The sequence below is a fragment of the Marinomonas sp. 63XJN7_9_ISO-PGPR-S23-217 genome (assembly GCF_056173515.1).
The window spans coordinates 3344252-3369848 of the sequence record NZ_CM149678.1 but is presented as its reverse complement, the minus strand read 5'-3'; the positions used below and the strand labels follow the sequence as shown (position 1 = coordinate 3369848).

At 44.4% G+C, this 25597-nt stretch carries 27 protein-coding genes; 16 read left to right on the top strand and 11 right to left on the bottom strand.

What is annotated here, in order from left to right; genetic code table 11:
• Nucleotides 1–60 precede the first annotated feature (60 nt).
• The gene (locus AC0VYI_RS15800) at nucleotides 61–1023 is read right to left on the bottom strand and encodes a methylenetetrahydrofolate reductase (RefSeq protein WP_475444022.1); all 963 of its coding nucleotides are present in this window, start codon (nucleotides 1021–1023) and stop codon (nucleotides 61–63) included.
• Nucleotides 1024–1240: 217 nt separating this feature from the next.
• Between AC0VYI_RS15800 and AC0VYI_RS15795 the strand changes: the two genes are divergently transcribed.
• The 4 genes from AC0VYI_RS15795 to ppnP all read left to right on the top strand — a co-directional run bounded on the left by AC0VYI_RS15795 (nucleotide 1241) and on the right by ppnP (nucleotide 4647).
• Nucleotides 1241–1849: a DUF1285 domain-containing protein gene (locus AC0VYI_RS15795; RefSeq protein WP_475444020.1), complete on the top strand. Its 609-nt coding sequence runs from the start codon at nucleotides 1241–1243 to the stop codon at nucleotides 1847–1849.
• A gap of 96 nt (nucleotides 1850–1945) precedes the next feature.
• Entirely contained in the window at nucleotides 1946–3295 is a 1350-nt protein-coding gene (locus tag AC0VYI_RS15790; protein ID WP_199474540.1) for a DEAD/DEAH box helicase, read from the top strand.
• 128 nt (nucleotides 3296–3423) lie between these two features.
• Nucleotides 3424–4314, top strand: coding sequence for a transcriptional regulator GcvA (gene gcvA / locus AC0VYI_RS15785; protein WP_199474830.1), 891 nt, complete (start codon nucleotides 3424–3426; stop codon nucleotides 4312–4314).
• 42 nt (nucleotides 4315–4356) lie between these two features.
• On the top strand, nucleotides 4357–4647 hold the full coding sequence (ppnP, locus tag AC0VYI_RS15780) for a pyrimidine/purine nucleoside phosphorylase (RefSeq protein ID WP_199474541.1): 291 nt from the start codon (nucleotides 4357–4359) through the stop codon (nucleotides 4645–4647).
• A 72-nt stretch (nucleotides 4648–4719) separates the two neighbouring features.
• On the opposite strand, the gene AC0VYI_RS15775 is transcribed toward ppnP, so the two are convergent.
• Nucleotides 4720–6381, bottom strand: coding sequence for a lytic transglycosylase (locus AC0VYI_RS15775; RefSeq protein ID WP_199474542.1), 1662 nt, complete (start codon nucleotides 6379–6381; stop codon nucleotides 4720–4722).
• 54 nt (nucleotides 6382–6435) lie between these two features.
• Nucleotides 6436–7209, bottom strand: coding sequence for a hydroxyacylglutathione hydrolase (gloB, locus tag AC0VYI_RS15770; RefSeq protein WP_199474543.1), 774 nt, complete (start codon nucleotides 7207–7209; stop codon nucleotides 6436–6438).
• Between the two features lie 101 nt (nucleotides 7210–7310).
• Between gloB and AC0VYI_RS15765 the strand changes: the two genes are divergently transcribed.
• From AC0VYI_RS15765 to dnaQ, 3 genes are read left to right on the top strand one after another with little or no spacing between them, the layout of a single operon-like run.
• Nucleotides 7311–8051: a class I SAM-dependent methyltransferase gene (locus tag AC0VYI_RS15765; RefSeq protein WP_475444019.1), complete on the top strand. Its 741-nt coding sequence runs from the start codon at nucleotides 7311–7313 to the stop codon at nucleotides 8049–8051.
• Complete coding sequence (rnhA, locus tag AC0VYI_RS15760; RefSeq protein ID WP_475444018.1) at nucleotides 8048–8491, top strand: ribonuclease HI; 444 nt, start codon at nucleotides 8048–8050, stop codon at nucleotides 8489–8491. The genes AC0VYI_RS15765 and rnhA overlap by 4 nt, the downstream gene beginning before the upstream one ends.
• Nucleotides 8488–9204 carry a DNA polymerase III subunit epsilon gene (gene dnaQ, locus AC0VYI_RS15755; protein ID WP_475444016.1) on the top strand — a complete coding sequence of 239 codons (717 nt, stop codon included), beginning with the start codon at nucleotides 8488–8490 and terminating at the stop codon, nucleotides 9202–9204. Before rnhA ends, dnaQ begins: the two co-directional genes overlap by 4 nt.
• A 77-nt stretch (nucleotides 9205–9281) precedes the next feature.
• On the opposite strand, the gene nhaB is transcribed toward dnaQ, so the two are convergent.
• Nucleotides 9282–10781 (bottom strand): sodium/proton antiporter NhaB, encoded by a 1500-nt coding sequence (gene nhaB / locus AC0VYI_RS15750; protein WP_199474547.1) that lies wholly within the window; start codon nucleotides 10779–10781, stop codon nucleotides 9282–9284.
• Between the two features lie 155 nt (nucleotides 10782–10936).
• Between nhaB and sohB the strand changes: the two genes are divergently transcribed.
• From sohB to AC0VYI_RS15735, 3 genes are all read left to right on the top strand, one after another.
• Entirely contained in the window at nucleotides 10937–11977 is a 1041-nt protein-coding gene (sohB, locus tag AC0VYI_RS15745) for a protease SohB (protein WP_475444014.1), read from the top strand.
• 122 nt (nucleotides 11978–12099) lie between these two features.
• Nucleotides 12100–12309, top strand: a complete 210-nt coding sequence (locus tag AC0VYI_RS15740) for a transposase (protein WP_475444013.1) — start codon at nucleotides 12100–12102, stop codon at nucleotides 12307–12309.
• Nucleotides 12270–12491, top strand: coding sequence for a VF530 family protein (locus AC0VYI_RS15735; RefSeq protein ID WP_199474551.1), 222 nt, complete (start codon nucleotides 12270–12272; stop codon nucleotides 12489–12491). The genes AC0VYI_RS15740 and AC0VYI_RS15735 overlap by 40 nt, the downstream gene beginning before the upstream one ends.
• Before the next feature lie 236 nt (nucleotides 12492–12727).
• Here the strand turns inward: AC0VYI_RS15735 and AC0VYI_RS15730 are convergent, their stop codons facing one another.
• The 7 genes from AC0VYI_RS15730 to AC0VYI_RS15700 form a co-directional block, all read right to left on the bottom strand.
• Nucleotides 12728–13210 (bottom strand): MarR family winged helix-turn-helix transcriptional regulator, encoded by a 483-nt coding sequence (locus AC0VYI_RS15730; RefSeq protein ID WP_199474552.1) that lies wholly within the window; start codon nucleotides 13208–13210, stop codon nucleotides 12728–12730.
• 167 nt (nucleotides 13211–13377) lie between these two features.
• Complete coding sequence (locus tag AC0VYI_RS15725; protein ID WP_475444010.1) at nucleotides 13378–14139, bottom strand: class II aldolase/adducin family protein; 762 nt, start codon at nucleotides 14137–14139, stop codon at nucleotides 13378–13380.
• 27 nt (nucleotides 14140–14166) lie between these two features.
• On the bottom strand, nucleotides 14167–15144 hold the full coding sequence (locus tag AC0VYI_RS15720) for a ketopantoate reductase family protein (RefSeq protein ID WP_475444008.1): 978 nt from the start codon (nucleotides 15142–15144) through the stop codon (nucleotides 14167–14169).
• Between the two features lie 87 nt (nucleotides 15145–15231).
• Nucleotides 15232–15993, bottom strand: a complete 762-nt coding sequence (locus AC0VYI_RS15715) for an ABC transporter ATP-binding protein (RefSeq protein WP_475444006.1) — start codon at nucleotides 15991–15993, stop codon at nucleotides 15232–15234.
• Entirely contained in the window at nucleotides 15993–17792 is a 1800-nt protein-coding gene (locus tag AC0VYI_RS15710; RefSeq protein WP_475444004.1) for a branched-chain amino acid ABC transporter ATP-binding protein/permease, read from the bottom strand. The genes AC0VYI_RS15715 and AC0VYI_RS15710 overlap by 1 nt, the downstream gene beginning before the upstream one ends.
• On the bottom strand, nucleotides 17793–18830 hold the full coding sequence (locus tag AC0VYI_RS15705; protein WP_067343451.1) for a branched-chain amino acid ABC transporter permease: 1038 nt from the start codon (nucleotides 18828–18830) through the stop codon (nucleotides 17793–17795).
• 118 nt (nucleotides 18831–18948) lie between these two features.
• The gene (locus tag AC0VYI_RS15700) at nucleotides 18949–20094 is read right to left on the bottom strand and encodes an ABC transporter substrate-binding protein (RefSeq protein ID WP_475444002.1); all 1146 of its coding nucleotides are present in this window, start codon (nucleotides 20092–20094) and stop codon (nucleotides 18949–18951) included.
• 649 nt (nucleotides 20095–20743) lie between these two features.
• Between AC0VYI_RS15700 and AC0VYI_RS15695 the strand changes: the two genes are divergently transcribed.
• From AC0VYI_RS15695 to AC0VYI_RS15670, 6 genes are read left to right on the top strand one after another with little or no spacing between them, the layout of a single operon-like run.
• Nucleotides 20744–21943: an acyl-CoA dehydrogenase family protein gene (locus AC0VYI_RS15695; RefSeq protein ID WP_475428678.1), complete on the top strand. Its 1200-nt coding sequence runs from the start codon at nucleotides 20744–20746 to the stop codon at nucleotides 21941–21943.
• Between the two features lie 60 nt (nucleotides 21944–22003).
• Entirely contained in the window at nucleotides 22004–22366 is a 363-nt protein-coding gene (locus tag AC0VYI_RS15690) for an IacB protein (RefSeq protein WP_067015367.1), read from the top strand.
• Between the two features lie 30 nt (nucleotides 22367–22396).
• Nucleotides 22397–22915, top strand: a complete 519-nt coding sequence (locus AC0VYI_RS15685) for a nuclear transport factor 2 family protein (RefSeq protein WP_475444000.1) — start codon at nucleotides 22397–22399, stop codon at nucleotides 22913–22915.
• Nucleotides 22916–22968: 53 nt separating this feature from the next.
• Nucleotides 22969–24258, top strand: coding sequence for an aromatic ring-hydroxylating oxygenase subunit alpha (locus AC0VYI_RS15680; RefSeq protein ID WP_475443998.1), 1290 nt, complete (start codon nucleotides 22969–22971; stop codon nucleotides 24256–24258).
• Between the two features lies 1 nt (nucleotide 24259).
• Nucleotides 24260–24742 carry an aromatic-ring-hydroxylating dioxygenase subunit beta gene (locus AC0VYI_RS15675; RefSeq protein ID WP_475443996.1) on the top strand — a complete coding sequence of 161 codons (483 nt, stop codon included), beginning with the start codon at nucleotides 24260–24262 and terminating at the stop codon, nucleotides 24740–24742.
• Between the two features lie 33 nt (nucleotides 24743–24775).
• Entirely contained in the window at nucleotides 24776–25531 is a 756-nt protein-coding gene (locus tag AC0VYI_RS15670; RefSeq protein ID WP_475443994.1) for an SDR family NAD(P)-dependent oxidoreductase, read from the top strand.
• The last annotated feature ends 66 nt before the right edge of the window (nucleotides 25532–25597 follow it).

Genomic DNA, 25597 nt, shown 5'->3' with positions numbered 1-25597 from the left:
TGCAAGTCTCTGAAATGACTTCCGCTCAATAGAACTGATGGTCTATTGAGCGGATGTGTTTTATTCATCGGCAAAGTCTTTTTCTGCCAATTTCAAATCGAGAGTCGCTTTGAGTAGCTTGTAAAGATGAATAGAGGCATCAATCTCTTCTTTACGATTGGTTAAGCTTTCAATGTTGAGCCCCAGTGGGACGCCATCTGGTAAAGCTGTTTCGATAATTTGCTCTAGTGCGCTGCGGCAAATCTTGATGGATTCTGCCAAGGGAGCGTCTGAATTCAGTATGCGGTTTTTCGTTGCCACAGGCACGGAAATGCCTAACCACTCCATAAACTCTAGTGTCTTCGCACTGCCACATGGGGTAAAAGTAAGAATAATACGCTTTGGGGCGACCCCTTGTTCCTTACAGATTTGTGCATATTGGCTGATAAGATCTGCTGTGGCTTGCGGGTTGTATACAGCTTGAGAAATAAAGAATTCACAGCCTGCTTTAGATTTGTTCATCAAACGTACGTGTTCGTCTTTCTTTTTGGCGTGGCGTTCAGCAATGGTGACGCCACCAAGATGAAAGGCTTGAGGCGCATGCTGTAAGGCCAAGTAGGCTTCAGAAAGTGGTAGCTTGATATTGCCTTCAGACGATGGCGAGCCAACTAAAACAATGTCTCTAATATCGAACTCATCCCATGCTTCTTGTAGCCAACCAGAAAATTCTTCTGAAGAGCGTGAAGAGACCGATTTGTAGGTGATGACAGGTGAGCCTGAGGCCTCTTTTAAGCGTTTTGACCATGCCCGTGGGTCATGAGTTTCCAAATAGGGAAAAGGACGAGGTTTATCAATGCGGCTGCTTTCATCTTGAATATCGTAGACAATCAATCCATCAATATCGATGCCATTGAGACGTTCTAGCAACTTTTGACTGATTTGTACAAGTTGTTCATCATCCACAGAAGATTTAGGTGGCGTGGTACCAATAAAATAAACACCTCGGCTAGGGTCTGCAAATTTGGTTGCTAGTTGCGTTTTCATAATGCCACACTCTTCTCTTGTTCTGTATTAGGTCTTTTAAAGTGCATCTGGTTGGGCACTTTTTATAGGATTATTCTGATGGGTGGTATCCTATCAGTGAATCACTTTCAAGATAACTGTCTAGCGATGAATAAAACTAAAGACTAATTGAGATGGATTAATCTGCTCAATAAACATGACATGATGAATATTGTTTTTATCGAAAAAGGAGGGCGTTATGCTGGATGTATCGAAAATTTCGGAATGGCAGACATCTGCTTTACCACCGGTGCATTTATGGTCACCACCATTCTGTGGCGATATGGATTTGATCATTAAGGCCAATGGCGATTGGATTCATGAAGGCGGGAAAATTAAGCGAGAAAAGATGGTGACCCTTTTTTCTCGTATTTTATGGTTTGACAATAACGAATACTTTTTGGTGACTCCCAGTGAGAAAGTACGAATACAGGTGGAAGATGCCCCATTTCTTATTACCCAGTGGCGCTTTCTTGAGAATGAACAGGTTGAGAGTGAACAAGGGCGTATCATAGAGTTTACGTCTCTTACCCATGATGTGGTGCAGTTAGGTGTTGATTGTGACATCTGGATGGCACCGTCAAATGTGGCTCAAAAGAAAGGCGTTAGTCAACACACAAGTTTAGAAGAAAGGCCCTATATATCGATGCGTTATGGGATGAAAGCGATGCTGCATCGTAATGTATTTTATGATCTGACAAAGTATCTAGAGCCTGTCTCGAACGAACAAGGTGAGGGGCTTGGGCTGGTGAGTGCAGGTAAGTCTTACTTATTAATAGATGAAGCCTCATTAATCCGTGATGAGTAAAGAATCTCCGTGTGTGCTGGTGCTTGGCTGAGGTATAATGCGCAAAACTAACGTGTGTCAAACACATGTATGTCATGTCTTAAAGAGGAAGGTTACTTGTTATTTAAAGAATTTGGTTTTGATAATCGTATTATGAAGTCCATTGCGCATATGGGCTTTGAAGAAGCAACGGAAATACAGGCTCGCGCCATGCCTGAGGCGATGGTCGGGCGGGATTTGCTGGCTTCCTCGAAAACCGGTTCAGGAAAAACGTTGGCCTATTTGTTGCCAGCTTTGCATCGTGTTTATAAAACACGAGCGCTATCAAAGCGGGATCCGCGAGTGGTTGTGTTAGTACCAACGCGAGAATTAGCAAAACAGGTCTACAGTCAGCTGCGTTTGTTGTTAGCGGGAACAAGCTTTTCGTCCATCCTGATTCAGGGCGGTGAAAACTTTAACGATCAGCACAAATCACTGCAAAAAGATCCGCATTTTGTGGTTGCGACTCCAGGTCGTTTAGCGGATCACATTAAGCATCGCCATGTATTTTTAGAAGGGCTGGAGCTGCTAATATTGGACGAAGCGGATCGTATGTTGGATTTGGGGTTTGCTGACGCGGTGCGAGCGATTAACGCTGCCGCGAATCATCGATTAAGACAAACCTTGTTTTTTTCGGCCACACTGGATAATACCGACGTTAATACTATTGCTGCGGAGCTATTGAAAGAGCCTTCACGAGTGGCAATCGGCCAAGGTTACGATGAACATAAAGACATTGAACAGCATGTTTATTTGTGTGATCACCTCGATCATAAACAAGATATGTTAAAGCACCTATTAACCACCCAGACAATTAAGCAGGCTATTGTCTTTACTGCAACAAAAAGTGATACCGTTCGTTTAGCAGAAATGATCGAAGGGTGGGGGTTAACTACGCGCGCTTTAAATGGCAATTTATCACAAAGTGCTCGAAATAAGGTGATGGAAAGCTTTTCAAAGGGGCAGTTTACCGTGCTGGTTAGTACAGATTTGGCGTCTCGTGGTTTGGATATTGCCAGTGTCTCCCACGTGTTTAATTTTGATTTGCCAAAACAAGCGGAAGAATTTGTTCATCGTACGGGACGAACAGGACGAGCGGGTTTTAAGGGAGATGCTTACTCTCTGGTAGGCCCCAAAGATTGGCTTAACTTCAAAGCGATTGAAGCCTTTTTGCAGCGCCAGTTTGCTGTAGATGTTATCGAGGGCCTAGAAGCAAAATTTAAAGGGCTTAAGCCAGAAAAAACCATCAAAAAAGAGGTTAAAAAAGCCCCAGCGAAGAAACTAAAAGCGGTGAAGAAGGCGCCTCGTAAGGCGGCTCCAACCAAGGGTAAGTTTCATGATAATACCCAAGATGGCTTTGAGGCATTCAAATTGCCCCCCAAGCGTTTTTCAACGCAACAAACGACCTCAGATGACGAAGAGTCTTAAAGATGGCCTTCTGTTGGCGTTATTATGATCGGCTCTTGTTGCAAAACGGCTGTCTGGTGGGTTGATTTGTTGACAGATTAACCTAATACCAGCTATTTGTTAACTAAGAAACTATTGGAGATTAGCCTATTAATCGTTTACCGCCATTAAACTCATTGAAGTGTTTTGAATCAGCTGCGCGTCATGGCAGTTTCAATAAAGCGGCTAAAGAATTATCCGTTACACCTTCTGCGATTAGCCATCAAATTAAAGGATTAGAAGGGTTTCTTGGGGTTGAACTGTTTCGTCGAACGAAGCGAAAGGTGATTTTAACCGATGCCGGTGAAGCGTATCTTAAGCCGATTAAACGCATATTTGAGCAATTAGAAAGTGCCACGGCAGAGCTTAAAAGCTCACAGCGGGTTGGTTCGCTTCGTTTAGCGGTGGCGCCTGCGTTTTTAACCCGATGGCTGATGCCACGGATGGAGCGTTTCCAATCACAATACCCAGATATAGAGATTGAAATTAGCTCCTCGACTGGGTTGATTGATTTCTCAACTGGTGATATCGATATGGCGGTGTATTTTGGTTATGGTGATTGGGATGATGTGGAGTCTCATTTTCTAACACCTGCTAAATTATCACCAGTATGCAATCCTAAATTGATTCGTGCAGATCAGCCGATCAATACCCCAGAAGATATGCGTTTCTATCCCTTATTGCACGTGACAAAGCGTAAGGATGAGTGGCATGATTGGCTTAAACAAAATGGGTTAGACCCTAAGGTATTCCGCCGGGGGTTGATGTTTTCGAGTGGGTCTTTGACGGCTGGTGCAGCGGCTCAGGGGTTGGGTATTTCTTTGTCTAATGTGGATCTGGTGATGCCAGAGATTGCAGCAGGTACGCTTAAGGTATTGTTTGATCAGCCTTTGGTAACCGCGCGTTCTTTCTATTTAGTATATGAGAAACGTCGCAGTGTCACACCGGCCATGTTGGCTTTTAAAGAATGGATCATCGAAGAGATGGTTGGCAATAAGTGAGTTTTACGTTGTTGTTATTCGTTGAATGGAGTGGTTGTAAACATGAGTAAAGGTCTAACAGTAAATAGTTATTTCGATGATCAGGTGAAGTCCATTGCCTTGGAAAACCAAGAAGGGGTGTCTACTGTCGGTGTCATGATGGTGGGGGACTATGAGTTTGGTACCAGCAAAAGAGAATATATTACCGTGGTCTCTGGTGAGCTGACGGTAAAATTACCGGATGAAGACGATTGGAGAACGTTTTCTAAAGGCGAGAGTTTTATGGTGGAAGCGAATCAAACTTTTTCACTTCAAGTGAAGCAAGCCACTGCCTATCTTTGTCGCTACGAATAAATAACGTATACAGCACATGGAAAGCATAAAAAAGGCTGATCGAATCAGCCTTTTTTATGCATAAAGAGAGGGTTAGCCACCAACCACATTGACCAGCAATGTCACCTTGTCGCCAGGCTGAACGTATTTCTGTTCGCCAACTTCAGGGTTCCACTTTTTGATTTCATTTAATGTCACTTTAAATTTATTGGCGACCATCGCTAAAGAATCCCCTGAGCGAATCGTATAGACGACTTTTTTAATGATGCTGCGGTTGCTACTGTTAGCTTGTCGTTTTGGCTCAAGCCAGATGACAAGTTTCTTCCCTGGGCGTAATGGATCAGCCAATCCCATATTATTCCAGCGCGCTAGGGTTGTTGAGTCGGTATCGTATTTATTGGATATCGCCCATAAGCTATCGCCTGGTTGAACGGTATAGTTGATTTTAATGCGATTGCGACCTGGTGCTCTGTCTTGCTTGGCGAGCAAGCGTTGGTGTGAGCTTAGTGTATAGCTACTGATTTTATTGCCAGCCACAGGAATCATTAATTCCTGACCGACACGAATCAATGTGGAGGACATCTTATTGACGTCTTCTATGACATTGACTGTTGTGTTGTGACTCTTAGCAATGGCTCGTAAATTGTCGCCTGCTTCCACGCGATAGCGAATCCATGTTACACGATCTTTTTTCGGTATCTTCGCTAGGTTGGCGCGAAATAGAGCCGCTTTTTTAACCGGTATTAGCAGTCTATGGGGACCGTCTGGTGCGGTAGCCCATTGATTGAATGCAGGGTTTAACAAATATACCTCGTCAATACTGATGTCAGCCATTTTGGCTGCTTGGGCAAGGTCAAGTTGTCCGCCAATATTCACGCTTTCAAAGTAGGGTTTGTTGGGAATAAAAATAGGTTTGTAATGGTACTTGGCTGGATCTTTGATGATTTTGGCCAGAGCAAGCAGTTTAGGTACATAAGCACGGGTTTCTTTGGGTAAGTCCAAGGCCCAAAAATCAGTTGGTTTGCCTTCCCGTTTGTTTTTCTGTATCGCGTTTAAGACCGTCCCTTCGCCTGAATTATAGGCCGCTAATGCTAATAACCAATTCCCATCAAACATTTTGTTTAGACGGGTTAGATAGGCAATGGCAGCATGGGTTGAGTCGATAATGTCACGTCGTCCATCATACCACCAGTCTTGGTCCAAACCGTACATGCGCCCAGTTGAAGGGATAAATTGCCAAGGGCCAGAGGCTTGACCATGGCTGTAGCCAAAGGGATCAAAACCACTTTCAACAATCGGTAAAAGCGCGATTTCTGTAGGAATGTGAGCTTTTTGCAGTTGATCCACAATATAGTATAAATAACGTTCACCGCGTTTTGAAACACGATCAAGATAGCCAGGATGAGAGCTAAACCAGCGCAACTGAGAAGAGAGTCTAGGTTTGTCAACATTTAAGTTCAGCTTAAAACCATTACGAATTCTGGTCCAAAGGTCTTTGGGAGGTTGTGGTTTACTTGCCTTTTGTTGTTCCTGTGTATTGACGTCTTGAGTTGATGAAGACGTATCATTGTCATCAGGCGAAACAGGTGGAACCGTATCAATAAAGCCGATTTTGTTAACATCGGCAGGAGTGGCATCTGAATCTGCGTCAGCTTCAAGGTCTGTTTTGCTGTTGCTATTCTGGATATTTGAGGCTGTTTGGCAGCCTGTTAGTACTAGGCTTATCAACAAAACCCAAAAAAAATGTTTACTCATAGCTATCACAAATTGATTAAAAGTCGCAACATTTTAAAGATGTGGTATTTTAAATCAACCATAAGTGTCCTTTGCTCGCCTTACTTGACTAAATGCAGACGCAGGATCTTGGGCGATTGCTTCGCCAAGTTGTTGGGCTGCGTTCTCAATAATGTGAGTAGAATCAGTCCTTAGAAACGGATTGGTCGCTTTTTCTAGGCCCATTTCACTGGGTAAAGTGACTTGGTTATTTCCTCTTTTTTCCTCACAAATTTTTTGTGTTTTTTTCAGTATAAGGTTGTTTGGATCAAGATGTTCTGCAAATCGGTAGTTTGCTAGAGTATATTCGTGGGTGCAATAGACGAGTGTATTGTCAGGCAATTTGGCTAATTTATTCATGGCGGCAAGCATTTGTGCCGGTGTGCCTTCCATGATCCGACCACAGCCTCCTCGAAAAAGGGTGTCGCCACATAACAGAATGGGAGTGTCTAAGCTGGAAAAGTAGCATAAATGATCCAGTGTATGCCCAGGTGTCTCTAACACGCTAAATTGACGAGAGAAGATGGAAACGCTATCGCCCTCATAGACAGGGTGTGTGACGAGGTGTGAGAGGTGTTCTGGTCCGAATACGTCGCAATTGAAATGAGATTTTAACTCAGCAACACCTCCCGTGTGATCGTGATGATGGTGAGTAATGAGAATACCACTTAAGGTTAAGGCTTCTTGTTGACAGTATTGGAGGACGACATCGGCGTCACCAGGATCCACCGCCCAGACTTGTGAACTATCTTTCTCTTTGATTATCCAGATATAATTGTCATTAAAAGCGTGAAGTGGAATCAGTGTCATTGTCACCCTATCCTTATTTCGTGTTATGGGCATTGGCTCATGGGCTTATGTATCCATGTGTTGCTGAAGAGAACGCCAAAATTAATTAGAGATTTCATTGTATGTTGGATGAGCAATCAAGACAATTATTTCAAGCTTGGTATGAAAGCGATCTTGGGCAGCATCTTCGTCATATTGAAGTAACCGAAGTAGAAAGCGAAATCGATCATGAGGTGGGTTATTATTTGGTGATCCAATCTCCAGTCCAAAAGATTATTCTTGAGAGCCATCGTTTGCGTGAAACGATGGTGATTGCACCAGAGCTTGAGCTAGGGGCACCTAAAAATACCGTAGTCGCCAAATCGAATGAGCTGCCTTTTGAATCGGATGGAATTGATGTACATGTGATGCATCACACACTCGATTTGTCTTTAATGCCTCACGATGATCTTCGTGAAGCGGCGAGAACCTTGTTGCCAAGTGGTAAATTAATCATAGTGGGTTTTAATCCATGGAGCTTGTGGGGGTTGCGGCGTTTTTTCTCAAAACGTACGAGCGCACCTTGGAATGCCCAGTTCATTAATCATCGTCGTTTGGAGGATTGGTTGAAAGTGGCAGGGTTGTCATTAGACAACAAGCGCTTTGTGTCTTTTGAACCACCATTTCATAACAGCCGTTGGCGTCGCCGCTTTTCTTGGGTTCGGTCTTTGCTAAAACCATTAAAGCTCCCATTTGGTGGCGTTTACATTATGACAGCTACCAAGTTGTCACCACGCTATATACCATTGAAGCCTCGTTGGAAAACGGCAAGGGTACATGTGCCACCCTTTACTAAGCCGACAACAAAAGGAATGAAAGATTGAAAAACGTTATTTTATATACCGATGGGGCTTGTAAAGGCAACCCAGGTATTGGGGGCTGGGGCGCTTGGCTCACTTTCGGACAGCACGAAAAACGCCTTTGTGGCGGAGAGCGTGAGACAACCAATAATCGCATGGAGCTAATGGGAGCCATTGAAGGGCTAAAGGCGCTGAAAGAAAAATGCCAAGTGACACTGTATACCGATTCATCTTATGTGCAAAAAGGCATTACGGAATGGCTGGCTGGCTGGAAGCGTAAAGGCTGGAAAACGGCCTCAAAGCAGCCAGTGAAAAATAAAGACCTGTGGCAAGCCTTAGATGAATTATGCCAGTTTCATGATGTAACCTGGAAATGGGTAAAAGGTCATGCTGGTATCGAAGGGAACGAAATTGCGGATCAATTGGCAAATCAGGGTATTGAAGAGTTGAGAGCGAAATCATGAGACAAGTCATTCTGGATACAGAAACTACAGGTATTGACCCTAAGCAAGGGCATCGAATTATTGAAATCGGTTGCGTCGAAATGGTAGATCGCAAACTGACCAATAACCACTTTCATGTTTATATCAACCCAGATCGCGAAGTAGAAGAAGAGGCGTTTAAAGTTCACGGTATCAGTAATGAGTTTTTGGCCGATAAGCCGAGATTTCGTGATGTTGCGCAAGCGTTTTTCGAGTTTATCAAAGGCGCGGAATTAATCATCCATAATGCGCCGTTTGATATTGGCTTTATCGATCATGAGTTCTCCCTGTTAGGGGGGTATCCCAAGGTTGCAGACGTTTGTGACGTTTTTGATAGCTTGGTGTACGCCCGTAAAAAACACCCAGGTCAGAAAAATAGCCTTGATGCTTTGTGTAAGCGTTATGGTATTGATAATTCACACCGTGAATTACACGGGGCTTTGTTAGACTCTGAGATCTTAGGGGATGTCTACCTATTAATGACGGGGGGGCAAACCAGTTTAGGATTAAGCAGTGGTTCAGAGCAAGATTCTAAAAGAAATGATGAAACGGGCGGCACCATCTATCGTCTCAGCTCTGACCGTCCAAAGCTAAAAGTCATTCGAGCCAATGAAAATGAGTTGAAAATGCATGAGGAACGCTTGGATCTAATAGAGAAAAAGTCTGGCCAAGCGTTATGGCGCATAAAGCATTAACGATTTCATCCCACTAATCCCTCTGTTGTGGTAACAGAGGGATTTTTTGGGTTAAATCACCTATTCATTTCGTGTTTTTACAGTAAGTAAGTCACACATAATCCCCCCGTCACACTTAAGATAACCGTGTAAGGCAAGGCCATCCATACCATTTTTCCATAAGAAAGGCGTAGCAGCGGAGCAATGGCAGAAGTCAGTAAGAATAGAAAAGCCGCTTGACCATTTGGTGTGGCGACACTGGGTAAGTTTGTGCCTGTGTTAATGGCAACTGCGAGGGTATTAAAGTGCTCAAGACTGATCATGCCAGATTGTAAGGCAGCTTTGACTTCTGTGATGTATACCGTTGCAACGAAAACGTTATCACTAATCGCCGACAAGAGACCATTCGCAATAAAGAACATGAGGGGTTGAGAATGGGTTGGCATATGCAAAACCGTATCAATGATCGGCTGAAAAAGATGTTGAGAATGAATGACAGAGACAATGGTAAAAAACACCACTAATAGCGCGGTGAAGGGCAGGGCTTCTTCAAAGGCATGACCAATACGATGCTCTTCTGTGATGCCATTAAAGGCCGTCAGTAAGACGATGACCATTAAACCGACTAGCCCCACTTCTGCAACATGAAAAGCCAGTGCGAAGATTAATAGCACCGCAACGATCCCTTGTATGACTATCTGTGCTTTGTGTTTCGGAGTGCTTTTTTTGGACTCTTCCTCTTCGAAGTTTTGCAAAATATTGCGTACGTTCTCAGGTAACGTAGCACCATAGCCGAACCAGGACATCTTTTCTAATACGATGACAGTGAGTAGTCCCATAATCAGCACAGGGATAGAAACTGGAGCTATGCGCAGGAAGAATTCAATAAAATCCCAACCAGCGACTTTGGCAATCAATAAGTTTTGTGGCTCCCCTACTAATGTTGCAACACCACCTAAAGCGGTACCAATGGCGCCGTGCATCAATAGACTGCGTAAAAAAGAACGAAATTGTTCTAGATCATTAGCATTGACCGGCAAGATAGTATCATCATTAGTATGATCGTATTTTTCGCTGGGTTGTCCTGAGGCCACTTTATGGTAAACCGAATAGAACCCAATGCTGACGCTAATCAATACAGCGGTCACCGTTAACGCATCTAAAAAAGCGGACAGCAAGGCTGCAGCAAGGCTAAAAAACAGTGAAATGGCAATTTTAGAGCGAACTTTCACTAAGAGTTTATTGAAAATAAACAGCAGCATGTCTTTCATAAAGTAGATGCCAGCCACCATGAACATCAATAACAGTATGACTTCAATATTGCTCGTTACTTCATGATAAACCCCTTCAGAGCTGGTCAGGTTTAGCATGACTGCTTCAATGGCAATCAGCCCCCCAGGTTGAAGTGGATAACACTTTAGTGCCATGGCAAGGGTAAAGATAAATTCGACAATCAATAGCCAGCCTGTCACAAAAGGCCCAAGCAAAGCTAATGATAGAGGGTTTAAAATAAGAAAGGCGATAATGACTTGTTTGTACCAAAGGGGTGACCCCCCAAGAAAGTTATGACCAAATGCTTGTGAAAGAGTGCCTTTCATTCGTTGCTCCTTGATGTGCTAGTTGCGGTTGTTGCATATACGATTCTTATTCAGTTGATAATAGCTTATTCGCTCATAATCTTACGCTAGATGTTGCTATTTTTTCCATTTGCCCCAATATCATCAAGAACTTATCACGTTAGAGGAAGAGAAGATTGGAAATTTTGACAGATTATGCAGGTTTTTTATTAAAGCTCGCTAGTATCGTGATTGCGATTGGTGTGGTGCTGGCCATGATAGGCAACAGTAAAGGCAAATCTCGTTCTGGACGTCTCTCTGTCACTAAGCTAAATGACAGCTATGATCAGATGAAATTAGAGCTGGATCAGCAATTGTTAGATAAAAAAGCGTTGAAAGAGAAAGCCAAAGAACGCAAAAAACAGAAAAAAGAGGAGAAGAAAACGCATAAAAAAATGCATTCGCTTGATGCAGAGAACATAAAAAAACGTCTTTATGTATTGGATTTCGATGGTGACATCAAAGCCTCAGCGGTGACCACTATGCGTGAAGAGATCACGGCGATTTTGAGTGTTGCTCGCCCTGAAGATGAAGTGGTGGTTCGCCTAGAAAGTGGTGGCGGTGTGGTGCATGGATACGGCTTGGCGGCCTCTCAGTTGCAACGTATCCGTGAAGCGAATATTCCGTTGACGGTATGTGTGGATAAGGTTGCCGCCAGCGGTGGTTATATGATGGCTTGCGTGGCCGATAAGATTATCGCCGCACCTTTTGCTATCTTGGGTTCCATTGGTGTTGTGGCGCAAATTCCTAACGTCCATCGCTTGTTAGATAAAAATATGATCGATGTTGAGTTACATACTGCGGGTCGTTACAAACGTACACTGACCATGCTGGGTAAAAACACAGACGAAGGTCGTGAAAAGTTCAAACAAGATTTAGAAGACACTCATGATTTGTTTAAGCGTTTTGTATCGACACAGCGCCCTGCGTTGGACATCGATGCGATTGCTACTGGTGACACTTGGTATGGTTCCGAAGCGGTAGATAATAGGTTGGTGGATCAAGTGATGACCAGTGATGCTTACCTCGTCTCTCATTATGAGCAAGCAGATGTTATTCATATTGCTTATAAACAGCGTAAGGCCATGAGTGAGCGTTTAGGCCTGTCTTTGTTTTCAGCCTTTGAGCAAAAAGCCGTCGCTTGGATCAGTAAAGTGATCCAGTCTCGAGGCTATTAAGGTTGACTGAGCAGTCTTACTGTCATTTCCTCCTAGAGCGCGCTGGCCTTTGCAGTATGAAAAATAAGTAGCAAGAGGAGCCGTTATAATGGTTTTGCCAAAAATCAAAATAACCGCTCCAAATGCCAACAGATGAGAGTTGGGCACTGCTATCAAGAATGATGTCCCTAACGGGACGTGTTTATAATAAACCTGAACATAGAATGACCCTTGAAGGTATTTTATACCTAATGAGAGCAGGCATTCCTTGGCGTGAATTGCTCAAAGAATTTGGTGATAGGAATAAAGAGATATGGTCGGAACACAAGTTAATAACCCTTTACACGGTATAAAACTGGAAAAAATTGTCACAGATTTGGTTGAGCATTACGGCTGGGACGAGTTAGCGACTCGTATCAATATTAATTGTTTTAAAAGTGACCCCTCGGTGAAGTCCAGTTTAAAGTTTCTACGTAAAACCGAATGGGCTCGGGGTAAGGTTGAAACACTTTATATAGAGACGTTTGCCTCTTAAGTGGTCAAAGAGTGACTATTTCTCTGAAACTTAAGATTTAGTCACTTACTCCAATGCTTGTCATAAGCCATGTTGTCTTTGTCTAGTGACCTTGTACAACAGGTTTTTTATAGCGTTTTCTTTTGAAGAAAAATGAAAAAGTGCACCGAGTTCTAACGAGAGTTTCGCTTAAAATAACTGTGCTGCTTTAAAAGAATGGTATCGCAGGCGTGGATAAAGTGTTTAAGCTTTTCGTTTTAGTGTTCGGGTAAATTATGGAATAGTTCTTCAAGTAATTTATTGAGTCTTTGTATTTTTGCTTCTGTCATGCCTTTAAAACTTTGTTTGAATAAATCTTTGGTGGCAAAGCGGATATCTTCAACAGCAGCGATGCCTTTTTCAGTGATCAATACTTCTGTGACGCGGCCGTCATCACTTCTTACCCTTGTGTCTACAAGGCCATCTTGTTTCATGCGTTGAATGATTTTTGTTACAGTGGGCAGCTTTGCAATAGCGTGAACTGCAATCTGCGAGACACTGCAGGTGCCTTCTTCTTTTAGCGTGAATAAAATTCGCCATCTTGGGATGTCAAGGTTCACTTTTTTTAATGCTTTTTCAATGGCAGCACTGTAACGACCATGAACTTGATTTAACCAATAAAATGGAAAATCTTCTTTATGGAAGTCATCACTTGCGGGATTAAATCGTTGACTTCGCGGTGTTCTAGGTTTGCTGCTCATTAAGAGTCCTTGATTTTAAGAAGGGTGAAAATGTACAAAAAATGACGTTTTTAGTCAATTGAATTATCAAGTGTTTATATAAATAATGATTCTCATTTGCAGCCTTTATATAAGGTGTGCCTTGTAAAAGAACCAGCCATAGGTTGGCTGGCTCTTTTAAGGTTGTATTACCAACAAGGGCCTTTTTCAGATTCCATTTTGCGTACCATTGCACTGTAAAACTTGTCAGCAAAGCCACTATCTTTAATGAGCATTTGTGTTAGATCAGCACACTTCTTGCGTATGCTTTGTTCTAGTAATACATCTTCACCACCTAGCGCTCCAGACGTTACCTGAATTTCTGCAGCACGTTGTACTGTCCAGAGAAGGAAGAAGGTGCGCTCTATATCAAATTCTCCCACTGCGATACCGTGATTTCGTAAGACAAGAATATGCTTTTGTCCTAGGCTCTCTAGCATGCGGCTTTTTTCATCATCAAATAAAGTAATGCCTTCAAAATCATGATAACCAACACGCCCATAAAGTTGCGCGCCGTAAAAACTGTCATGGCTGAAACCTTGTTTTTTCATGGCGATGGCTGAAACTTCATTGGTGTGAGTGTGGATGACACAATGTATGTCTTCTCGTGCAGCGTGAATGGCGCCGTGAAGAGCAAAACCAGCCGGATTACCATCGTATGGAGAGTCGTCTAATTTATGGCCGTTAACATCCACCTTGATTAAATTTTCCGGGGTGATTTCAGTGTAATTTAACCCGAATGGATTCACTAAATATTCGCCTTCAATGTGGGGTAGGCGGGCTGAGATATGATTAAAAATCGTCTCAGTCCAGCCGAAAAAGTCTATTAAGTGGTAGCAATGAGCCAATTTTACGCGAAGCGCCCATTCTTCTTCGCTAATGTGGGTGGGGCGTTTTGTTGAATTGTTCATGAGTGTGTTCCCTCCATTTCGTCAGTGTTAAGAATTTGCTTGGGGTTGTGAGGCAATAAAGTGGGTAAGATCCAGCAACTGTTGTGTGGCCGTCATTGGAATGCTTACTTTGTTTGCTAGCTCTAAGACGGTGTAGCCGATTGCGTCAAGTTCTAAGGGTTGGCCTGCCTCGTAGTCTTGTAACATAGAGGTTTTAACTGCACCCATGCCTGCTCCAAGTTCCATGAAGGTATGAGGGTCAAAACGAATTCGGGCACCATAGGCCGCGGCAACCAGCAAAACTTCATCGAGTACTTTGCGTACGAGAGGTTTTAAGCGAGTGTCGCTATAGAGTTGCTCAAGTGTGCCTTTGGTCACCACAGAAAGTGGGTTAGAGGTGATATTTGCAGCGACTTTGGTCCATATCTGGTCGCGAATATTGTCCGTGGCTCGCGCTTCGATACCAGCGTCTTCCATTACCTTTCGCACTTGCTCAAGTCGTTCACTCATTTGGTGATTGATTTCACCAAATACGATGAGGTGAGGGTTGGTTGAGGTGACGACACCTGGTGAGTTTCTAAATGCGGTAATAAATACCACGCAACCAATGAGGTGATTGTAAGATAGCAATTTGCTAACACTACCTTCAGGGTCGATGGCTTGAATGCAATCACCAGAAAAGCGTCCCTCAATGCCTTGGAAATACCACCATGGAATGCCGTTTACCACAGGAATAACCATGGTTTTTTCCTGCAGCATAGGAGCGATCAGTTTTAACATCGTTGGCAAGGCGGGGGCTTTGCTACAAATAAAAATAAGATCTTGTGAGCCTAACTCTTCTGCAGAGTCTGAGGCAATGACGTTGACTCTGTGTTCGCCGTCTATATCTGTGAGATGGATACCTTTCTTTTGAAGAGCCTCAAGCGTTGCACCTCTGGCAAGTACTTTAACATTTTGACCTGATTGGGTTAGGCGGGCAGCGAGCGTACATCCAATAGCGCCAGCGCCTGCAATACAAATGTTCATAATTCATTTTTCCATTAAAAAATGAGAGAGCCTCAAAGATGAGAGCTCTCTCCGGCTGTTGGTAAACTCTGTTTTTTTGGGATCTCCTTAGCTGGAAAGCAGTTCTTGGTGCTTGCTTGCTAATCCTAAATAGGCTTCGATCACCTTGGGGTCATTGGCAAGCTCTGCTGCTGGGCCTTGCATGGCAATTTGCCCACCTTCTAGAACATAGGCGTAATCCGCTACTTTTAGTGCTGCGCGAGCGTTTTGTTCCACCAGAAGTATTGAAACACCTTGGCTGCGTAAATCGGCAAAAATACGAAAAATCTCACGTGTAATTAATGGCGCTAACCCGAGGCTAGGTTCATCTAGCATTAAGAGTTTTGGTTTGCTCATCATGGCGCGACCAATCGCCAGCATTTGTCGTTCGCCACCGGATAAAGTGCCGGCCTGCTGTTGGCGGCGTTCCCATAGGCGAGGGAAGAGCTTATAAATTTCGTTCAAGGTTTGGTCGTAACTTTTATCCCCGCGGCGGTAACGCTGGAACGCACCCAGTAATAGATTGTCCTGAACGCTCATGGTGGAGAAAAGCTCGCGCTTTTCTGGAACCAGACCAAGTCCATGGCCAGCCAGGGTTTCAACATTTGGGCAGATAAAATCTTGGCCATTAAAGTGAATTGTGCCTTTGGAAGGCAATATTCCCATGATAGCCGACAGTAGTGTGGTTTTGCCGGCGCCGTTCGGGCCGATAACGGTGACCAAATTTCCTTCCTTGAGGGTTAGGTCGATACCGGTAAGGGCTTCCACTTTGCCATAGGCAACGTGGAGATCGCTGATGTCGAGTAGGTTTTTTTCTGTGGCTTGAGTCATTATTCTGCGCCTCCCAAGTAGGCTTCTAAAACAGCTGGGTTGGATTGGACCTCTTCGGGTAAACCTTCCGCAATCTTTTCACCAAATTCCATTACCACAATTCGATCGGCAAGATTCATCACAAAGTCCATGTCATGTTCAACCAATAAAATGGCTAAGCCTTCTTGTCGTAGTTTCTTGAGTAGTTCTGCAAGGGCTTGTTTTTCCTTGTGGCGAAGCCCCGCTGCCGGCTCGTCCAGTAGCAACACGCATGGATCGGCACAAAGCGCACGAGCAATTTCAAGGATGCGTTGTTGCCCAAGAGATAGGCTGCCTGCTTCTGTGTAGAGGTGTTCGCCTAGACCAACTCGCTGAAGTTGGTATTGCGCTTCTTTTAGAAGGCGTTGCTCTTCTTCACGTTCAATGTGAAGTGCTGAGCTGATAATACCTTTGTTGCCGCGCATGTGAGCACCCAGTGCGACGTTTTCTAACACTGTCATTGTGGTGAGTAGCTTTACGTGTTGGAAGGTACGGCTCATACCCATATGGGCCACTTGGCGAGAGCTTTTGCCTTTTAAGCTTTGGTTCAAAAACAGTATTTCACCATCGCTTGGTGTATCGACCGCTGAAAGCTGGTTAAACATGGTGCTTTTGCCTGCGCCATTTGGACCGATTAGCGCGAGTACTTCGCCAGCATGCAGTTTTAGATTCATTTGGTTGTTGGCAACCAAACCACCAAAGCGGCGAGTAACGTTACAGGCTTCTAGTATCAATTTGCCTTTTTGTGGCAAATCTCGACGTGGTAGTTCGGCGGCGGAAGAGGTGATCTTTATATGGTTTTGCTTGCGCCATGAGGCAGGTGCAAGCTTCACTAATAGAGGCCAAATGCCACCAGGTGAGCGTTGCATCATGAAAATAATTAACAACCCCAAAACAATGGTTTCGTATTGGCCATTGCCGCCCATGACAAGGGGCAACCAATCCTGAAGCCATTGCTTGAGCATGGTTAAAATGCCTGCACCAAGCAGTGCTCCCCAGACACTGCCAACACCACCAACCAATGCCATAAACAGGTAATCAATCCCCATGCTAAGGCCAAAAGGGGTTGGATTGACAAAGCGTTGAGTGTGCGCGTAAAGCCAACCTGAAATAGCGGCGAAAAGAGCGGAAATTAAGAAAATCACCATCTTTGAGCGAAAAGTGTTCACGCCCATGGATTCCGCCATTAATTGACCGCCTTTTAGGGCTCGAATGGCACGGCCTTCACGGGAATTAAGTAGGTTGCTGGTAATCCAGACAGCTACCATCAAAATGGTCCAAATCAAGTAATAAATCTTTTCGCCCTTATCGAGAAGAACTCCAAACAGGCTCAAAGACGGTAATCCACTGATGCCTGTGTAACCGCCCATGGAGCTCATGGTGCCAAACAAGTAATACAGTGAAATGCCCCAAGCAATGGTGCCTAATGGTAAATAGTGTCCTGATAATTTAAGGGTAAGGGCACCAAGGAATAAGGCAACGGCAGCGGTTAATAGTAAGCCGATAAGTAGCCCCACCCAAGGTGACCCTGCCGACCAAGCGAGCCAACTTGGTAGTTGTTCTGTGGTGGTTAGATAGGCTGTGGAGTAGGCGCCAAGTCCAACAAAAGCCGCTTGACCAAAGCTGGTCATACCACCTACGCCAGTGAGTAATACCAAACCCAATACAACCAGTGCATATAGACCAATATAGTTAAGTAGAGTGATCTGAAATGTGGGTAATACTTGGGGTGCAATGGCGAGTATGACTAAGACAATAATAATTAAATTACGCGATTTCATTTATTCGTCATCCTCTACATTGTGGCTATTCATCGAGCGCCAGATTAAGAATGGAATAATCAGGGTGAAAACGATGATTTCTTTGTAATTACTTGCCCAAAACATCGAGAAAGCTTCGATCATGCCAACTGCGACAGCGCCAATGGCGGCAATGGGGTAGCTGACAAGGCCACCAATAATGGCCCCAACGAAACCTTTTAGGCTGATGATGAAACCCGAGTCGTAATAAAGGGTGGTGATGGGGGCGATCAAAATCCCCGATGCGCTGCCGATAAAGGCGGCTAGGGCAAAAGTGGCCTTGCCAGCAAAAATCGGTGAGATGCCCTGTAAACGAGCTCCCATTCTATTTACCGCTGTGGCGCGAAGTGCCTTGCCATATAGCGTGCGCTCAAAAGCGATGAATAAAGCCACAATGAGGAAGATAGAAACCAGAATGACCCATAGGGTTTGGCTTTTTAACATGACGGCACCTAAGCGGAAGCCCGTGTCTGAAAAAGGTTGTGTGCGAGCCCCTTCAGGACCAAACAATAATAAACCCACGCCTACCATGGTGACATGAAGGGCAATGGAGACAATCAGTAAAACCAGTGCGGGAGCATCTGCTAATGGCTGGAAAAATAAACGATATATAATGGGGCCAATGGGCACGATTAAGCAAAGTGTTAATGCTATTTGGGCGATCATAGGGATTTCTGATAATGACAAATTATTTAGCAAGGCGATTATGATCACGGCATAGCCAAGTTTAAGAGCGATCATTTTCATTTTGTTTCGATCAATGTGGCGTTTGATTTGTTGGTATACATCAAGTGCGCAATCGATTAAAACTAGACCTAATAATAGCCATTCCAATTTTGGTGTTTTGCCCATCTGCATGGCGGCCATTGTTAACGCGCCAAATGTCACGAATTCTCCTAATGGGATGAGAAGTATTCGCGTGACCGTAAAAACCAGCAAAATTGATAGGGCCAATAAGGCGTAAATGGCCCCATTGGTTAGGCCATCCTGTCCAAGCAGTGTGGCAATCTGAAAGTTCATTTGGTGTGATTCCTTTTGTTCTCATTGATTTTTGTGGCTTCGTGGCGACAAATTTTTTTTAGTTTTTCTTATGGAGGTGGGCTGGCTGGTGTGCGCCCACCTCTTTATGGGGCGGGTGTTATTTTAATAGTGTCCATTTGCCGTCTTTGACAGTAATTAAAACGCGGCCGCGTTCGTCAAAGCCGCTGTGGTCTTCTGCTGTCATGTTATATACGCCCTGTGTAGCAGGCATTTCTTTGGTTTTTTCCAGTGCATCACGGAGTGCGCTACGAAATTCCGCTGAACCTGGTTTGCCTGACTTTAGTGCGCTTGGAATGGCGTTCTCAAGGAGTAGGCCTGCATCTAACACATTAGCGCCGAAGGTAGCGGGTGCTTCGCCATAAAGTTTTTTGTAGTCTGCGATGTATTTTGTGGCGATTTCTTTGGAGGGGCTGTCTGGTACTTCATCTAAAACCAGCATGGAGCTTGCGGCTAGGATGGTACCTTCAACGGCTTTGCCGCCAAGACGGAGGAAGGGGTCGAGTGCTGCACCGTGTGTTTGGTAAATTTTACCGCTATAACCTTGGTCTTTAAGTGTGGTTTGTGGCATTACCGATGAGCTTCCAGGTGCGGCAATCAGAACGGCATCAGGATTGGCCATTAGGATTTTTAAGCCTTGACCTGTCATGGAAGTGTCTTGGCGCTGAAATTGTTCATTCGCGACAATTTGAATGCCTGCTTTTTGGGTTAGGTCTTTCATTACCTTGGCCCAGTTTTCACCATAGGGGTCTGCTGTCCCGATAAGTCCAATGGTTTTTATGCCAGTTGCTTTCATTTGTTCGACCAATGCTTTGGCAATTAGGTCGTCATTCTGTGTGGTTTTGAAAACCCATTTCTTTTGTTCTGTCATTGGCAATACAACGGCAGCGGTCCCAACTGGTGCTAACATTGGGGTACCTGATTCTGCCGCGAATTGAATAACGCCCATTGCGTTGCCTGAACCACTTGGACCTATGATTGCGTCCACGTGTTCTTCGTCAATTAACTTCTTGAATGCTTTAACCGTCGCGGTTGGGTCGCTTCCGTCATCTAGCGATATGTAGGTGATTTTTTCACCACCGGCAGAGGTGGGGAGGAGGGGGATGGTGTTTTTTTGAGGGATACCTACTAGCGCGATGGGTCCAGTAGTGGAACTGACTACGCCAATTTTTATGTCAGCGTTTGCTATCGGTGTGAGTAGCGAAGAGCTTAGAAGTAAAGCAGATATTACTTTTTTAGATGTCATGAGGTGTTCCTTTTATGTCGTTAACACTATTTGATGTTTACAGCGTTTTTTTATCCCCTAGAGATCATTATTCGCCTCTTTAACGGGTAACCATTTTTCTAGCTATTTTTATTGGATTTATGCACTTTCATACCTTGATAAGAAGGTAGCCTGCCACTGTTTTTTGTAAAAAACAACACAAAAAAATAAATAAAAAACGCACTAAAAATCACTTTTCTCTCATATTTTTATTTTTCATGTAGGGATGGGTGGAGTTTTTGTTTTGCCTTATTTTTGCTGTTAAAAATCGATTTTTTTGCTTTATTTTTGTTTTAAATCAGCTGTTTAGTCCATTTTTATGCGTTTTTGTTGACATTGTTTTTGTTTGATGTGTGGTTTTTAACCTGCTATTTTGTTGATAATTAACTTGAAAAATTAGTTGACAAGTAAAGTAATTAGTAAGACCTTATTAATATTCTTTATGCGTTAGCTTAAGGTTTTTGAGTGGTGTAAAGCGGGATGTTGGATGACGGTGGTTTCTGTTGTTCGATGGTGAAAGAGAGAAGTTCTTAGTCTTTTTATCAATGCAGTAAAAACAATAAGAACCTTCATTTGAACAGTGTATTCGTCCTATAGGGTCGTAACTAAATCTGCATTAGAGGAGCTAATTATGAGTCTGAATAACATAGGTACGCCTTACCAAGAAGAAAAGTCCTCAGGATCTGTATTTGATGCTTTGGGAACTGAGGCGTTTGAGCAAGTGATGAGCGACATTAGAACTCGTGCACGTAATAACGAGTTCGATAGCCAGCAATTTATTAGCCAGGACGTTATTGAGAAATTTCGCAGCTTGGGCATTTACCGTGCCTTGGTTTCTAAAAAATTTGGTGGTGATGAAATAACAGCGGCTCAATTCTGTGAAGTTGTAGAAGAAATTTCTAAGGCTGACGGTTCGGCAGGTTGGGTAGCGAGTTTTGGAATTGGTGCCATCTACCTATCCGCATTGCCTCTGGCTACTCTAGAGAAAATTTATGCAGACTCACCAGACATTGTTTTCGCTGGGGGGATTTTTCCACCTCAACCGGCAGAGCTTAGTGCAGGAAATTACAATGTGAAAGGTCGATGGAGTTGGTCTAGTGGCTCTAAAGGCGCTGATATGATTGGTGTCGGTATTTTACCTAAAGACGGCGCGGGCGAAACAATCGGTGCACCTCGCATGGCTGTGATGCCTTCAAGTAAATTAACAATCGAGCATAACTGGGATGTGACCGGGATGGCCGGTACGGGTAGTCATGATTTGGTTGTCAATAACGTTGATGTTCCTGAAGACTGGACTTGTATTCGTGGTGGCGCGTCTAGCCTAGAAGGCTCTATATTCCGTTACCCATCGCTTTCTTTAGCGACTCAAGTGTTGGCAGTCGTTAGTTTGGGTATCGCGCGAGCGGCGTTGGACGAACTTAAAGCCATGGCGGCAGGTCGTGCTTCGGTGACTGGCGCTCCAAATATTGGCGAGCGTCCTCTAACTCAAGCGGAAGTGGCTAAGGCTGATGCGGATCTGCGTGCGGCACGCTGTTTCTTCTACGATGCAATCAATGATGCTTGGCAGACGTTAGAGAAGAACGAAGACTTGTCTGTTCAGCAAATTAGTTTATTACGTCTTTCTTCGACCCATGCTTCTCGTGTTGGCGCTGATGTTGCGCGTAAAGTGCAAATGGTCTCCGGTATGACGGGCGTTTATAAGAGCAGTCCATTGTCGCGTTTTGTTAACGATGCGCAAGTGGTTACTCAGCACGCGTTTATGGGTGACATTACTTGGCAAAATGCCGGTGCCATCTTCTTCGGGCAAAAGCCATTACCAGGTTATTTATAAGAAATTAGCCTAATTTTATCTATTTTTAGACGAACTTTTTGATTATTGGAGAAATATATTATGAGCGATAAAAAACCATTACGCGTACTGTTTTGCATGGGGATTAACCAAAACTTTATGGATGCAGCACGTGATGAGCAATTAGATGTTTGGGCGGCATTTGGCGAAATGTGGAATGGCATTCACGATATGGATGGTGTTGACGTTATCGGCAATATGGACGATGACCAAAGTATGGTTGGTCCGTCTGCTGGTTACCCTTGGACAACCTATCTGTTGGCTGATGTAAAAGACTACGACACTGTGGTTGCCTGCTGTAACTTGCTACGTACGACAGCGGTAGGTGATACACCATACAAGCTTTGGCGTTACGTGAAAATCGAATCCCGTATCGGTCGTGAACTGATTGTACAACGTGCCTAAGGCCTAACGATAAATAAGAAGGGTACAAGTATGAAGGACACGAATGAGCTAGAAGCGATATTGGCACGAGTTGACGCTTTAGAAAGCGACCGCGCGATTCGTGCTTGTATCAATCGTTATATGGATCTATGTGATCATTTAAACCCCGCGACTTCATTGGGTGAATTAGGTGACTTGTTTACCGAAGACGCCAAGTGGGAAGGCAAGGGGGCTCGCTATTCGAAAAGCTTCGGTGGCTATGAAGGTCGTGATGCCATTGTCGCTATGTTGTCGAAATACACCGTTGAGCCGGCGCATTTTTCGTTAAACGTGCATTACCTGTCATCCGAAGTGATTCGCGTGGATGGCGATAAGGCTTTTGGTAGCTGGAACATGATCCAAGTGTCTAGCTTTAGTGCAGGGGGTTCTCATCTCAACAGTGCCCGTTTGAGCGTGTCGTTTCGACGTGATAACGGCGTATGGCGAATGGCGCATTTTCAAACAGAGAATCTGTTTAGCCGTCCGGTATCGGATTGGAATGATGATGCCACATTGCCTGTACCTAAATAAGCTGGTGCGAAAGCGATAGGGTCGATGTCTAAAAGATTAAAGAGAGAAAGAAGATGAGTGAATTAATTGCGTTGAAAAATATCAGTCAAAAAGCGGCAGATATGGTTGAAGAGGGGCGCGTCCACAAAGCGTTGTATTCAGACCCAGAAATCTTTGAAGAAGAACTGGATAAAGTGTTCCAAAACACATGGGTCTTCATTGGTCACGAAAGTGAAGTGCCAGAAGCGGGCAGCTTTAAAACGTCTTTTGTTGGTCGTCATCCTGTTATCTTGAGCCGCGACCGTAAAATGAACCTACATGTTTTGCTGAACCGCTGTCGTCACCGTGGTGCAACCGTGTGTGAAGGCCGTAAAGGTAAAACGAAAGCTTTCACCTGCCCATATCATGGCTGGGGTTACGGCTTAGATGGTGGTTTGCGTGCGATTCCGAAAGTAGAAGAATACGAAGGAGTTCTCGATAAAAACGATTTGCCACTAGAAAGTTTGCGTCATGAGTCGTACCAAGGTTTGGTTTTTGCGACCTTTAAAAGCGACATTGAGCCACTAGAAGATTTCTTGGGCGGCGCGAAAAAATGGATCGACTTGTTTGTTAAACAAGGTGGCGGTTACCCATTGAAAGTGTTGGGCGAGCATCGCTTTAATTTTCCTGGTAACTGGAAAATTCAGCTTGAAAACACGACGGATGCTTACCATTTTCCAATCATCCATAAGTCATTTATTAGCTCGTTGGATAATGCTACTGCGGACATTTTTGATTTCCTAGATGGCGACGGCTTCGTTGAAGATTTGGGGCATGGACACAGTGTCATGGTAATGATTCCTGACTTAGTGGATTTAGAGGCGGATTTGGATCAGCCGATTCCAGAGCGCTTTGAAGATCTTGCACAGGCGTTGCGTGATGAAGGTCAAGACGAAGAACAAGTGAAACGCCTTGTACGTGCTGCCCATGGCACAGGCTTTAACTTGAACTTATTCCCGAACGTGTCTTGTTCAATGGCGTTTTTCCGCGTCTTACGCCCCGTTAGCGTTGGGGTAACAGAGATTCAACACGTCGCTATTGGTGGTGAAGGTGCTCCGGCGCCCTTTAACCGTAAGCGTATGCGTTTACATGAGCATTTCCAAGGACCTATGGGCTTCGGTACACCAGATGATGGTGAAGCATGGGAGCGTGTTCAAAAAGGATCAATGGCTGGTAAAGATGGCTGGATTCTTGTTAACCGCGGTATGGAGAATTTACATACATCTCCAGATGGTAATGTCGCGGGTGCTGTGTGCTCTGAAACAGGCATGCGTGGTGCGTATCAAAAATACAAGCAAATGATGGCCGCCGAAGGGGAGAAATAAGATGACAATTAATACAGACCTGCTTAATAAGGCAACGGCGTTTATTTGGCACGAAGCTGATTTGTTAGATCACAAAGAATATCAAGAATGGTTGTCTCTTTGGGATAAGACCGGTTTATACATTGTACCGACCGACAACAATGAAACGGATTATGAAAACACCTTGAACCTAGCGTTAGATGATGCCGATATGCGCCGTATGCGAGTGGCTCGCTTGGAAAGTGGTGAGTCTGTGTCGGCAGACTCGGTCAGCGGCACCGTTCGTATGATATCCCGAGTGCGTATCTTGGAAGAAACAGCAGACTACGTAGTTATGCGCTGTGCTATGACGTTGAATGAATTGCGTCACGGTAATCTCGTTTCCTACCCCGCTGACTTAGAGTATCGCTTAAAACCAACCGCTGACGGTTTTGTGATTGCTCGTAAAGTGGTCAAACTGATGCATGCTGACGGCTTCTTACGTACAGTAAGTTTCATCTTTTAACGGTCTTTGATGACCCAAAAAGAGGGCGAAATAATGTCTCAATCTACACAATCAAACGTGGCACTGGTAACCGGTGCCGCGCAAGGACTTGGATTTCATATCGCATCACGTTTGTATGCGGCGGGTTTTCGTGTGGTCTTGACCGATGCCAATGTTGAAGCGGCTAAATCCGCTGCGCTTTCCCTTGATCCAGAAGGGAAAAATGCCATTGCTTGCGAGTTAAATATCGCTAAGAAGTCCGATTTCGAAAATGCACTGAAATTTGCCCAGGCTGAGTTTGGTGCATTGCATGTGCTGGTCAATAACGCGGCGGTAACGAAAGCCACGCCAGTGATGGATATTTCCCCAGAAGAGTTTAATGAGGTGGTGAATATCAATCTTGGCGGTGTGTTTATTGGTTGTCAGGTGATGGGTAAACACATGGCTGAACAAGGCTATGGCCGTATCATCAACATGGCGTCTTTGGCTGGGCAAAATGGAGGCACTTCAACGGGTGCCCATTATGCCGCTTCCAAAGGTGGCATTTTGACGGTAACCAAAGTCTTTGCCAAAGAACTGGCTAGCAAGGGGGTAACCGTTAATGCCATAGCGCCTGGCCCGATTGATTCGCCGATGGTGACCGCTTTGGTGCCCGAAGAGCGCTTGCCAACCTTGTTGGGTGCGATTCCTGTTGGTCAACTAGGTGATGCGGACTTTGTTGGTGACATGGTCGTGCAATTTGCTCGCCCAGAAGCCTACTTCACCACCGGAACAACATGGGATGTCAATGGCGGTTTGTTTATGCGTTAAGCAGTGTTGTCTGCTTAACGAGTTCTATTTGAGTTATGTTTGTGAACCAGGGTCCCGACTTCGGCC